Origin of the sequence: Amycolatopsis sp., from assembly GCF_025464955.1 — a bacterium.
GTDB lineage: Bacteria > Actinomycetota > Actinomycetes > Mycobacteriales > Pseudonocardiaceae > Amycolatopsis.
Map to the genome: position 1 here is coordinate 42837 of NZ_JAODNM010000023.1, position 12310 is coordinate 55146.

Below are 12310 nucleotides of genomic sequence, written 5' to 3' on the forward strand. Positions count from 1 at the left end.
CCGTTGACTCCCCAACCCTTAACGACTTATCTTAAGTCATGGACAAAGTCAGTCTTGAGGCGTCCCTCTACGTCGACGGCGTCTTCCGGCCGGCCGCTTCGGGACGCTCAGGCGTGGTCGTGGAAAAGGCGACCGGTGCCAAGATCGGTACGTACGCGCAGGGCCAGGCCGAGGACGTCGATGCCGCGGTCGCCGCGGCCCGCGCCGCGCAACCGGGCTGGGCGGCGCTGTCCGCGCCAGAGCGGGCGGCCTACCTGCGCGCCTTCGCCGCGTACCTGCAGGACAACTACGAGGACCTCGTCGCGCTGAGCATGCGCGAGACCGGTGGTGTGCGGACGAAGGCTGAGGACGAGGTCGGCACCAGCATCCGCCAGCTCGCGATTTCCGCGGTCCAGGCGACGGAGAACGCCGGCGACATCCTGCCGCCGTACAAGGCGGGCAAACTGTCACTCTCGCGCGCGGTGCCGCTCGGGGTGCTGGGCCTGATCACGCCGTGGAACTACCCGATGAACCTGGCGATGCGCGCGGTCGCGCCCGGACTCGCGTTCGGCAACACCATCGTGCTCAAGCCCGCCGAGTTGACCCCGCTCATCGGCGGGCACGTCCTGGCGCTCGCCGCGCACCACGCCGGGTTCCCGCCGGGCGTGTTCAACGTCGTCACCGGTGACGGTCCGGGCGCGGGGAAGCCGCTCGCCGAACACCGCGGTGTCGACATGCTCGACTTCACCGGCTCACGCGAGGTCGGCGTTGCCATCGCGACGGCGGCGGCCGGGCAGCTGCGTGACATCCGGCTGGAATTGGGCGGCAGCAACGCTTTTGTCGTACTGGAAGACGCCGACGTCGAGCTCGCGGCGTCCTGCGCGATGATCGCGTCGCTCGAGTTCCAAGGCCAAACGTGCATCAGCGCGAGCCGGCACATCGTGCTGCGCCCGGTTGCCGACGCGTACCTCGACGCCGTCACGAAACGGGCCGACGCGCTGCGGGTCGGCGATCCGTTCGACGGCGTCGACCTCGGACCGCTCATCAGCGAACGCCAGCGGGACAGAGTGCACAAGGCGATCGTCGAACCGTCGATCGCGCAGGGCGCGCGGCTGGTCACCGGTGGGACGTACGAAGGCCTGTTCTACCGCCCGACCGTGCTCGCCGACGTGACGCCGGAGATGCCCGCGTTCAGCGAAGAGATCTTCGGCCCGGTCATCCCGGTCACCGTCGTCGACACCGAGGAGGAGGCGATCGCGCTGACCAACGGCTACCCGATGTTGATGAACTCCGTGTTCACCGCGGACCTCATGCGCGGCATGGACGTCGCCGAGCGCCTGCACGCAGGCGAAGTCCACATCAACGACGCCCACGCGCGGCACGGCGCGGAAAACCAGATGCCCGGTTTCACCCGGCGCCAGTGGATCGGGGTCCAGCGCGGCCCGTTGGAGCTGCCGGAATGGGCGACACGGTGAAGACCGTGCTGGTCGTCCGCGGCGGCTGGGAGGGGCACTCGCCGGTCAAGACCACGGAAATCTTCATCCCCGACCTCGAAGCCGCCGGGTTCGAGGTGTCCGTCGCCGAGGATCTCGACGTCTACCTCGACGCGGACCGGCTCGCGCGGACCGACCTCATCGTGCAGTGCTGGTCGCAGGGAACCCTGACACCCGAACAAAGTGCGGGCCTGAGGGCGGCGGTGCACGCCGGTACCGGTTTCGCCGGTTGGCACGGCGGGATGGTCGGCACGTTCACGGACGACCCGGCGTACCTCCGCATGGTCGGCGGGCTGTTCCTGTTTCACCCCGACGAGTTCCTGACCTACGACGTCACCGTCGAGCCGGGTCGCGCGGGCCATCCGATCGTCGCCGGACTGCCCGGGTTCACCGTCACGACCGAGCAGTACTGGGTGCTGGGCGACGCGCTGAACGACGTCCTCGCCACTACGGTCTTCACCGGCGAAGCCGCGGAAAACGGGCAGGGGCCGGTCACTATGCCGGTCGTGTGGACCAGGGGCTGGGGCGCGGGCAAGATCTTCTTCTCCGCGATCGGACACCGCGTCGAGGACCTCGAACACCCCACGGTCCGCGAGCTGACCGGACGCGGATTGGCCTGGGCGGCGCGGTGAACGCGGTGGTCCTGGCCATGGCGCCGGACTTGCCGTCGAAGCTTTTCCCGCCGCCGATCGCGGCCCGGCTCGGCGAAACCGGCCCGGTCCTGACGGAGTTCACTTCGGACGCCGCGCGGGCGCAACTCGCCGGCGCGCGAGTGCTGCTGACGGGGTGGGGCTGTCCGATGATCGGCGACGACGTCCTCGCCGCGGCTCCCCGGCTCGAAGCCGTCGTGCACGCAGCTGGCACGGTGAAGGCGCACGTCGGTCCGGCGGTTTTCGCGCGGGGGATCACGGTCAGTTCCGCGGCCGCGGCGAACGCCGTCCCGGTTGCCGAGTACACGCTCGCGATGATTCTGCTGGCCAACAAGGCCGTGCCGATGCTCGCCGCCGCCTACCGCGCGCGGCGTGGCGCACTGGATCTGCGCGCGGGCTTCCCCGATATCGGAAACTTCGGTAAGACTGTCGGCGTCCTGGGGGCATCGAAGATCGGCAGGAGGCTGATCGAGCTGCTCAAGCCATTCGACCTCGACGTGCTGGTGGCCGATCCGTACGTCGACAAGTCGACCGCTGACGAGCTGGGTGTCCGGCTCGTCGGCATCGACGAGCTGTTCGCCGCCGGTGACGTCGTGTCCATCCACGCGCCCGCGGTCCCGGCGACCGACGGGCTGGTGACCGCACGGCTGCTCGCGTCGATGCGCACGGGCGCGACGCTGATCAACACCGCGCGCGGGTCGCTCGTGGACACCGGCGCCCTGATCGCGGAACTGCGTCGCGGGCGGATTTCGGCGGTTCTCGACGTCACCGAACCGGAGGTCACCGAGCCGCATTCACCGCTGTGGGAACTGCCGAACGTGCAGCTCACGCCGCATGTGGCCGGGGCGATGGGCAACGAGCTGGCCCGGCTCGGCGCGGCCGCGGCCGACGAAGTCCGGCGGGTACTGACCGGCGCCCCGCTGCGGCACGCGGTGGACCCGGCCACACTGTCCGTGACCGCGTGATCAGGGCAGGTGGGCGGGTTGACCGAGGACGGGTAACGACTTATCTTAAGTCGTAGAATATGTGCTGAGTCACACGGGCCTTCGCGGGTCCATCCACCATCACAGATGAGGACCAGGGCATGGTGAAGAGTCACTGCCGACTCGCCGGAGTGGTGCTGGCCGGCCTTCTGCTCACAGCCGGCTGCAGCGGCAGCGGGACAGCGAACGCACCCGCCGGGGCCGCACCCGCGGGCGCCGCGCCCGCCGGTCAGAAGGTCGACCTGACGTTCTGGGACTGGGACCCGCACATGGACGCGGTGGTCGCGAAGTGGAACACCGCGCACCCCGACATCCACGTGACGCTGACCAACCCCGCCGGTGGTGACCAGCTCGTCGCGAAGATGATCACCGCGCACCAGGCGTCGAACGGCCCGGACATCGCGAAGGTCGAGTACCAGTCGCTGCCGGCGCTGGTGTCCAACGGCGTCGTCCGCGACATCACGGAGTACACGAAGGACACTGTCGGCCAGTACGACGCGGCCACGCTGAAGTCGACCAAGTTCGAGGACAAGGTGTACGGCGTCCCGCAGGACGTCGCGCCGCTGATGTTGTTCTACCGCCAGGACTTGTTCAAGCAGTACGGTCTCGCCGTGCCGACGACGTGGGACCAGTACGCGCAGGAGGCCGCGACGCTGAAGCAGAAGGCGCCGAAGTCCTCGATCACGAACTTCGACGCCGCCGACCCCGGCTGGTTCACCGGCCTCGCGCAGCAGGCCGGCGCGGACTGGTGGTCGTCGACCGGTACCGACTGGCACGTCGCGATCAACGGCCCGGAGACCAAGAAGGTTGCCGGCTACTGGCAGGGCCTGGTCAAGAGCGGCGACGTCGAAAAGAGCCCGTCGTTCTCTCCACAGTGGAACAAGGAGATGAACGACGGCACGCTGCTGACCTGGATCTCGGGCGCGTGGGCGCCGGCCCAGCTCGGCGGGATCGCGCCGGCGACGCAGGGCAAGTGGGCCGCCGCGCCGCTCCCGGCGTGGACCGCGGGCGACCCGGCGACCGGCATCTGGGGCGGCTCCGCGACGACGGTGACGTCCGATTCGAAGCACCCGGCCGAGGCCGCGCAGTTCGCGTCGTGGCTCGACACCAACCCGGACGCGCTCACCGAACAGATCAAGGACATCAACATCTACCCGGCGGCCACCGCCGGCCGCTCGCTGCCGATCCTCAAGACCCCGCCGCCGTTCCTGCCGAACCAGGCCGGCTTCTATGACGTCGTCAAGCAGGTCGCGCCCGGCGCTCGGTCGTTCTCGATGTGGGGGCCGAACGTGACGGTGACGTTCAGCGGGTACACCAACTCGTTCGGCGCCGCGCTGCAGTCGGGCAGCGCGTTCGACGCGGCGCTCGACTCCATGCAGGCGACCACGACCGCGGACATGACGAAGCTCGGGTTCACGGTCAACTGATGACTGCCACAGTTACGCCTCACCGGGAGGCCTCGACGTCGGAACCGGGATCGGCACGGCGTCCCCAATCGACGCTGAAGAAGACCCCGGTCCCGTACTTCCTGGTCCTCCCGGCGGTGGCGCTGCTGGTGCTGTTCGTCATCGCGCCGGCGGTCTACGCGCTCTTGCTCAGCTTCCAGGCCCGCAAGGTCGTCGGCGGATTGCTGGGCGCCGGCAGCAAGATCGTGTTCACTGGTTTGGACAACTACGCGAGCGTGTTCGGCGACGGCGAGCTGTGGTCCAGCCTGCTGCGGATGCTCCTCGTCGGCGTGATCGTCGTGCCGCTGACGGTCGGGCTCGCGTTGCTGTTCGCCCTGCTGCTCGACATCCCGCGGACACGGCTCAAGCGGTTCACCCGGCTGGCGATCTTCCTGCCGTACGCCGTGCCCGGGGTCATCGCTTCGCTGATGTGGGGGTTCCTGTACTTGCCGGCGACGAGCCCGATCGGCGGCGACCACTTCGACTTCTTCGGGGCGACGACGGTGTTCTTCTCGGTGGCCAACATCGCGGTGTGGGGTGCGGCGGGATTCACCATGATCGTCGTTTTCACCGCGCTGCGGGCGCTGCCGCCGGAGATCTACGAGGCCGCGAAGATCGACGGCTGCTCGGAGTTCCAGATCGCCTGGCGGATCAAGATCCCGCTGCTGCGGCCGGCGCTGGTGATGTGCGGGATGTTCACCGTGCTGGCCGCGCTGCAGCTGTTCAACGAGCCCAACACGCTGCGTCCGCTGTCCAACGCCATCTCGTCGACCTGGGTGCCGCTGATGAAGATCTACAACGACGCCTTTGTCGACTCGGACATCTACCGGGCCGCGGCGACGTCCGTCGTGTTCGCGCTGGCGACGGTGGTCGTCTCGGTCGCCGGCGCCCGGGTCGTACGCGCCAGGGCCACCAAGGGGGCGAAATGACCGCCGCGGTGGCCCCGCGCGAGACGCGCGGGAGGATCGCGTTCCTGCCCACGGCCGGGCTCGTGCTCGGCGCGATCTACTGCGTCGTGCCGCTGCTGTGGATCGTCATCGCGGCGACGAAGTCCCGCAGCGAGCTGTTCTCGACGCAGACGTACGTGCCGTCGTCAGGGCTGTTCCAGAACATCGGCGACCTGTCGGCGTATCAGGGTGGGATCTACTGGCACTGGATGCTGAACAGCTTCATCTACGCCGCGGCCGGCGGCGTTCTCGGCGCGCTGTTCTCCGCCGCGGCGGGGTACGCGCTGGCGAAGTACACCTTCCGCGGCCGCGCGACGCTGTTCAACATCATCCTCGGCGGCGTCCTGCTGCCGCAGATCGTGCTGGCGATCCCGCAGTACCTGCTGCTGTCGAAGGTCGGGCTGACGGACAGCTACTTCGGCGTCCTGCTGCCGCAGCTGTTCAACCCGTACGGCATCTACCTGTGCCGCATCTACGCGGCGTCCGCCGTGCCGGACTCGCTGCTGGAAGCCGGCCGGATCGACGGCGCGAGCGAGTTCCGGCTGTTCGGCTCGGTGGGACTGAGGCTGATGGCGCCCGGCATCATCACGGTGTTCCTGCTGCAGTTCATCAGCATCTGGAACAACTTCCTGCTGCCCTGGGTGATGCTGACCAGCGCGGACAAGTTCCCGCTGACCGTGGGCCTGTACAGCCTGCTGACCAGCGGCGCGAACCAGGCGTCGCTGTACTCGCTGGTGATCGCCGGGACGCTGCTGTCGATCGTCCCGGTGGTCGCGCTGTTCCTCTCCCTGCAGCGCTATTGGCGGATCGACCTGGTGACCGGCGCCGTGAAGTAAGGAAGCTTAGGTGCGGTGGGTGTGTGGGCTCTTTGGAGCCGCACCGACCGCCATCCTGAGCAGGGCTGATGACCCATTAGCAGGCTTGATCGTTTCAGGCCAGTTTCTTCAAGGCTTAAAATTAGGCTAAATTCGTTACCGGGCCGTGATTGACGTGAGTCAAGTCACCCGGGTTGACTCTGCCTAATCGCGCGGCCGTTTCGGCTCGCTCAATCCTCTGTCGTAAGCAGAGGACGACAAAGGAGGATCGATGCGAGTCAAACGCTCCATCGTCGCTGCCATGGTGGGCACGCTGGCGGTGACCGGGCTCGCCGCATGCAGCAGTAGCGGAGGTTCGGCGGGTTCGGCGAACACGGCGGCCGTACTGAACGTGGGCATGCCGGACGGCCCGCAGTCGGAGAACAACAACCCGTTCCTGCAGACGTCGGCGGCCACCAACCTCGGCTACCGGTTCATGATCTACGAGCCACTGGTGATGCTGAACGACATCAAGCCGGCCGAACCGGGCAAGCCGTGGCTCGCGACCAAATGGGACTGGTCGGACAACTACAGCAAACTGGTCTTGACCATTCGCGACGGCGTCAAGTTCTCCGACGGCACGCCGATGACCGCCGCCGACGTGGCGTACACCTTCCAGCTGTTGAAGGACAACGCATCGCTGAACATCGACGCCGTCCCGTTCAAGGACATCACCACGACCGGGAACACGGTCACTCTCGGCTTCGCGGCGTCACAGTTCGTGAACCAGGTGAAGATCCTGCGCCAGGTCATCGTGCCGAAGCACATCTGGTCGACCTACGCGAGCCCGACGACCGAGGTCGTCAAGAACCCGATCGGCACTGGCCCGTACACGCTGAAGTCGTTCTCGACGCAGACCGTCACGATCACCCGGCGCGACGGCTACTGGCAGAACGAGCCGGAGGTGAAGGAGATCCACTACACCTCCTACACCGACAACAACTCGCAGACCGCCGCGCTCGTCAGCGGCGCGGCCGACTGGAGCTTCGTCTTCATCCCGAACGCCAAGGCCGTCTTCACCGGCAAGGACCCGGCGCACTACAAGCTGTTCTTCCCGCCGGTCCTCGCCGTCCACGGCCTCTGGTTCAACACCACCACGGCGCCGTACAACAACCCGGCGCTACGTCAGGCGATCAGCAAGGTCCTCAACCGCGACGACATCTTCAACCAGGGTGAGGCCGGCTACTTCTACCCGAAGGTCGACAACGTCACCGGTATCCCGACCCCGGCGGGCGACAGCTTCATCGCGCAGAAGTACCAGGGCAAGATCATCACCCCGGACGTCGCCGCGGCCAAGGCCACGCTGACCGCCGCGGGTTTCACCTACCAGGGCACCAAGCTGATCGACCCGACCGGCAAGCCCGTCACACTGAAGCTGACCGTCCCGAGTGGATGGTCCGACTACATCACCGACCTCACCATCATCAAGGACAACGTCTCGGGCATCGGCATCGACGCGTCGGTCACCACGATGAACCAGGACGCCTGGACGAAGTCGGTCGACACCGGCCAGTTCGACGCGATCATGCACTGGACCGACCCGGGCGCGACGCCGTACGACATCTACAAGGACGCCATGTCCGGCGACCTCTTCAAGCCGATCGGCACCGGCGGCACCACCGGTAACTACGGCCGCTACCAGAACCCTGACGCCACAGCGGCGCTGGCGACCTACGCCAACGCAGCGGACGCCCCGAGCCGCACCGCGGCCATGGAAAAGCTGCAGGACATCATGGTTCAGCAGCAGCCGATGGTCCCGACCTCGGCCGGTAACGAGGGCGGCGAGTACAGCACCAAGCACTGGACCGGCTGGCCGGATGAGAACAACCAGTACGGCCCCGCGCAGCCGACGTTGCGCAACGCCCTTGACATCGTCCTGCACCTGAAGGCTGCCTCCTAACAGTGAACGAAGAAAAAGCGGTGGTCCTCGAGGCCGACGGACTCACCAAGCACTTCCCGGTTCGACGGAAGGGGCGCGCCGCATTGACGGGCCCCCGCCGGAGTGTCCAGGCAGTGGACGACGTCAGCCTCAAGCTCCGCCGCGGGCACGTCACCGCGCTGGTGGGCGAGTCCGGATCGGGGAAGTCGACGGTGGCGCGGCTGCTCGCGCAGCTGCACCAGCGGACCTCCGGCGACATCCGACTCCACGGCGAGTCCGTCAAGGTGAAGGGAGGTCGTCCCTTTCGGGCCTATGTCCGAAAAGTGCAGATGATCTTCCAGGACCCGTTCGCATCGCTCAACCCGGTGCACACGGTTCGCTACCACCTCACCCGCGCGCTGAAGATCCACGGCAACGCGGGCAACAACGCCAAAGAGCTCGAAGAGGCGTTGCATGCCCTGTTGCTGAGAGTGCAGCTGACGCCGCCGGAAAGGTACGTGGACAAGTTCCCTCACGAACTTTCCGGCGGCCAGCGGCAGCGGGTCGCCATCGCCCGCGCGCTCGGTGCCGACCCGGAGGCGCTGCTCGCCGACGAACCGGTGTCCATGTTGGACGTTTCGATCCGGCTCGGCGTGCTGAACCTCCTGCGTGACCTCAAGGAACGGCTGCACCTGGCCATCCTGTACATCACGCACGACATCGCGTCCGCGCGGTATTTCGCGGACGACACGCTGGTGATGTACGCGGGACGGATGGTGGAAGGCGGGGACAGTGAAACCGTCACCCAGCACCCGGCCCACCCGTACACGCAGCTGCTCATCGACTCCGCTCCCGATCCCGACCGCCTGGGGGTGGACGGGGTCGGGAGCGGGTCCACCCCCAAGGACAGCGCCGGCGGCGAGCCGCCGAGCCTGATCGACCCGCCGACGGGCTGCCGGTTCCACCCGCGGTGCCCGAAGGTCATGGCCCGGTGCAGCACTGAGCTGCCGCCGCGCTTCGACGTCGGCGACGGCGAAGGACACTGGGCTGCCTGCTGGTTGTTCGACGGGGAGGTGCACGCCTCGTGAGGTACCTCTTCCAGCGGATCGGGTTCTACCTCTTCACCGCGTGGGCCGCGGTCACGATCAACTTCTTCATCCCGCGCCTGATCCCCGGCGACCCGGTGCAGTCACTGGTCGCCAAGGCGCAGGGGCAGCTGAGCGCGGACGCCATCCAGTCGCTGTACGTCCTTTTCGGACTCGACAAGAACGAGAGCGTGCTGACCCAGTACTTCCAGTACTGGGGACGGCTGTTCCACGGCGACCTCGGCCTGTCGTTCACCTTCTATCCGACGCCGGTGTCCACGATCATCGGCCAGAGCCTGCCGTGGACGATCATCCTGGTCGGGCTCACCACCGTGATCGGCTTCCTGATCGGGACCTCGCTCGGCGTGATCGCCGGTTGGCGGCGCGGCTCCTGGGCTGATGCCCTGCTGCCGATCACGACGTTTCTCTCCTCGGTGCCGTACTTCTGGCTCGGCCTGATCGCGATCGCGGTACTCGCGGGGCCTGGCAGCTTCTTCCCCGCGTCCGGCGGCTACGACCCGGGCCTGGTCCCGGACTGGAGTCCGGCGTTCATCAGCAGCGCGATCCAGCACAGCCTGCTGCCCGCCATCACGATCCTGCTTTCGTCGATGAGCACGTGGATCCTGGGCATGCGTAACATGATGGTGACGGTCGCTTCGGAGGACTACATCACCGTCGCGCACGCCAAGGGGCTCTCCGAGCGGCGCGTGATGGTCAACTACGCCGCCCGGAACGCGCTGCTGCCCAACGTGTCCGGCTTCGCACTGGCGCTCGGGTTCATCGTCGGCGGCACGCTGCTGGTGGAGATCGTCTTCTCCTACCCCGGTGTCGGCTTCGAGCTGTTCCAAGCCGTCGGCTCGAAGGACTACCCGCTGATGCAGGGCATCTTCCTCATCATCACGTTGTCCGTGCTGGTCGCGAACCTGCTGGCCGACATCGCGTACCTGGCCCTCGATCCGCGCACCCGAAGGGATGGCTGAGCCATGGCCGTGCCCACCGTAGACCTCACTTCGGTCGCCCCGGAAGGACCGCCCGTAGTCGTCGGGAGTGCCCCCGGCAAGCGCAAGCGTTTCCGGTTCATCGCCAACGCCAAGGCCGCCATCGGCCTGATCGTCGTCGGCATCTTCGTGCTGATGGCGGTCTTCGGTAAGTGGCTTGCCCCTTACGATCCCTCGGCGCGTAGTGCCGACCTACTTCAAGCACCGTCGGGCAACCACTGGTTCGGCACCACGCACCTCGGCCAGGACATCTTCAGCCAGGTGCTGGTCGGTGCTCGCAGTGTCATGCTGGTCGGGGTCACTGCCGGTATCGTCGCGACGCTGCTTTCGATCCTGGTCGGCGTCACCTCGGGCTATCTCGGTGGCGCGTCCGGTGAAGGCCTCTCCGCACTGTCCAATGTGTTCCTGGTGATCCCGGCGCTGCCGCTGATCATCATCGTCGGCTCGGCCCTGCCGAGCGGCGGTGACTTCCTGGTCGCGGTGGTGATCGGGCTGACGTCGTGGGCCTGGGGCGCAAGGATCCTGCGTGCGCAGACGCTCTCGCTCAGACGCCGGGACTACGTCGAAGCCTCCCGCGCGAGCGGCGAATCGACGTGGCGCATCATCATGTTCGAGATCATGCCGAACCTCAGCGCGGTCATCGCGTCCGGTTTCGTCGGCACGGTGATCTTTGCCGTCATGTCGGAGATCACCCTGGCGTTCGTCGGCGTCTCCGGCTTCTCCGACTGGAACTGGGGAACGATCCTGTTCTGGGCGCAGAGTCAGCAGGCGCTCGCGCAGGGCGCGTGGTGGTGGTTCGTGCCGGCCGGGCTCGCGATCGCGTTGCTCGGCACGGCGTTGTCGCTGGTCAACTTCGGGATCGACGAGTTCGTCAGCCCGCGTCTGCGCGGCAACGGCAAGACGAAGGTCAAGACCAACGAGGGCCACACCGTCCGCATGCGGGTCGGCTTCACCCCGGTCCTGGCGCAGGCGCGGGAAAAGGAAGACGTCAAGTGAGCAAAGCACCCGTACTCGAGATCAAGGGGCTCAACGTCGACTACGGCCTGGGCGAGGAGGCCGTGCACGCCGTCCGTGACGTCAACCTGACCCTGCACCGCGGTGAAGTCCTCGGCCTGGCCGGGGAAAGCGGCAGCGGCAAGTCCACTTTGGCCTATGGGCTGACGCGGCTGTTGCCGCCGCCCGGGGTGATCAGCGGCGGCCAGGTCATCTACCACTCCGACGACGGTGAACCGGTCGACGTGCTCAGTCTGTCCAATGAGGACCTGCGCGCGTTCCGCTGGGCGGAGACGTCGATCGTGTTCCAGGGTGCGATGAACTCGCTCAACCCGGTGCACAAGGTGTCCACGCAGCTGCTCGACGTCATCAAGGCGCACGACCCGACGAGCACCAAGGCCGCCCGGGTCGCCCGTGCCAGGGAGATGCTGAAGCTGGTCGGGATTTCGGCCGACCGGATGGACAGCTATCCGCATCAGCTGTCCGGCGGGATGCGGCAGCGGGTGATGATCGGCATGGCGCTCGCGCTCGAGCCGCGGGTCGTCATCATGGACGAGCCGACCACGGCACTCGACGTCGTGATGCAGCGCCAGATCCTTTCGCAGCTCATCGAACTGCGTGAGCGGCTGGGATTCTCGGTTCTGTTCATCACGCACGACCTTTCGCTGCTCGTCGAATTCTCCGACCGCATCGCGATCATGTACGGCGGCCGGATCGTCGAAGAGGCGCCGGCTGCCCAGCTTTACGGCGAATCGCTGCACCCGTACAGCGATGGCCTGCTGCATTCTTTCCCCGCCTTGCGGGGGCCTCGGCGTGAACTGACCGGGATTCCCGGCTCTCCGCCGGACACTCGCGGGATGCCCAGCGGGTGTTCGTTCCATCCGCGGTGTCCCAAGGCGTTCGAGCCGTGCGCGGACAAGGTGCCGCTGCTCGGCTTCCCTGACCGGCCGGGTGAGCAGACCCGCACCGTCGCGTGCTGGCTGCACCCCGCACACGAGCCGGTTTCCTGAGCCCCACCAGAAAAC

At 67.2% G+C, this 12310-nt stretch carries 11 protein-coding genes; all 11 read left to right on the forward strand.

Going from position 1 to position 12310, the window contains the following annotated elements:
- Positions 1-38 precede the first annotated feature (38 nt).
- Positions 39-1454, forward strand: coding sequence for an aldehyde dehydrogenase family protein (locus JWQ81_RS03215; protein ID WP_297537251.1), 1416 nt, complete (start codon positions 39-41; stop codon positions 1452-1454).
- Complete coding sequence (locus JWQ81_RS03220) at positions 1439-2104, forward strand: ThuA domain-containing protein (RefSeq protein ID WP_297537253.1); 666 nt, start codon at positions 1439-1441, stop codon at positions 2102-2104. Before JWQ81_RS03215 ends, JWQ81_RS03220 begins: the two co-directional genes overlap by 16 nt.
- Positions 2101-3087, forward strand: a complete 987-nt coding sequence (locus JWQ81_RS03225; RefSeq protein ID WP_297537256.1) for a hydroxyacid dehydrogenase — start codon at positions 2101-2103, stop codon at positions 3085-3087. Before JWQ81_RS03220 ends, JWQ81_RS03225 begins: the two co-directional genes overlap by 4 nt.
- A 119-nt stretch (positions 3088-3206) precedes the next feature.
- Complete coding sequence (locus JWQ81_RS03230) at positions 3207-4532, forward strand: sugar ABC transporter substrate-binding protein (RefSeq protein WP_297537258.1); 1326 nt, start codon at positions 3207-3209, stop codon at positions 4530-4532.
- Complete coding sequence (locus tag JWQ81_RS03235) at positions 4532-5479, forward strand: carbohydrate ABC transporter permease (RefSeq protein WP_297537260.1); 948 nt, start codon at positions 4532-4534, stop codon at positions 5477-5479. Before JWQ81_RS03230 ends, JWQ81_RS03235 begins: the two co-directional genes overlap by 1 nt.
- Positions 5476-6333: a carbohydrate ABC transporter permease gene (locus tag JWQ81_RS03240; protein ID WP_297537262.1), complete on the forward strand. Its 858-nt coding sequence runs from the start codon at positions 5476-5478 to the stop codon at positions 6331-6333. The genes JWQ81_RS03235 and JWQ81_RS03240 overlap by 4 nt, the downstream gene beginning before the upstream one ends.
- A gap of 250 nt (positions 6334-6583) precedes the next feature.
- Entirely contained in the window at positions 6584-8251 is a 1668-nt protein-coding gene (locus JWQ81_RS03245) for an ABC transporter substrate-binding protein (protein ID WP_297537264.1), read from the forward strand.
- 2 nt (positions 8252-8253) lie between these two features.
- Complete coding sequence (locus JWQ81_RS03250; protein WP_297537266.1) at positions 8254-9297, forward strand: ABC transporter ATP-binding protein; 1044 nt, start codon at positions 8254-8256, stop codon at positions 9295-9297.
- Positions 9294-10274, forward strand: a complete 981-nt coding sequence (locus tag JWQ81_RS03255; protein ID WP_297537268.1) for an ABC transporter permease — start codon at positions 9294-9296, stop codon at positions 10272-10274. The genes JWQ81_RS03250 and JWQ81_RS03255 overlap by 4 nt, the downstream gene beginning before the upstream one ends.
- A gap of 3 nt (positions 10275-10277) precedes the next feature.
- A complete protein-coding gene (locus JWQ81_RS03260) occupies positions 10278-11288 on the forward strand; it encodes an ABC transporter permease (RefSeq protein ID WP_297537270.1) in 1011 nt (336 codons plus the stop codon).
- Entirely contained in the window at positions 11285-12295 is a 1011-nt protein-coding gene (locus JWQ81_RS03265; RefSeq protein ID WP_297537272.1) for an ABC transporter ATP-binding protein, read from the forward strand. The genes JWQ81_RS03260 and JWQ81_RS03265 overlap by 4 nt, the downstream gene beginning before the upstream one ends.
- The last annotated feature ends 15 nt before the right edge of the window (positions 12296-12310 follow it).

What these genes read in the sequence shown, in the direction of transcription:
- JWQ81_RS03260 (WP_297537270.1), top strand. Translation starts at nt 10,278, where the DNA reads ATGGCCGTGCCCACCGTAGACCTCACTTCGGTCGCCCCGGAAGGACCG.
- JWQ81_RS03215 (WP_297537251.1), top strand. Translation starts at nt 39, where the DNA reads ATGGACAAAGTCAGTCTTGAGGCGTCCCTCTACGTCGACGGCGTCTTC.
- JWQ81_RS03230 (WP_297537258.1), top strand. Translation starts at nt 3,207, where the DNA reads ATGGTGAAGAGTCACTGCCGACTCGCCGGAGTGGTGCTGGCCGGCCTT.
- JWQ81_RS03245 (WP_297537264.1), top strand. Translation starts at nt 6,584, where the DNA reads ATGCGAGTCAAACGCTCCATCGTCGCTGCCATGGTGGGCACGCTGGCG.
- JWQ81_RS03220 (WP_297537253.1), top strand. Translation starts at nt 1,439, where the DNA reads ATGGGCGACACGGTGAAGACCGTGCTGGTCGTCCGCGGCGGCTGGGAG.
- JWQ81_RS03235 (WP_297537260.1), top strand. Translation starts at nt 4,532, where the DNA reads ATGACTGCCACAGTTACGCCTCACCGGGAGGCCTCGACGTCGGAACCG.
- JWQ81_RS03240 (WP_297537262.1), top strand. Translation starts at nt 5,476, where the DNA reads ATGACCGCCGCGGTGGCCCCGCGCGAGACGCGCGGGAGGATCGCGTTC.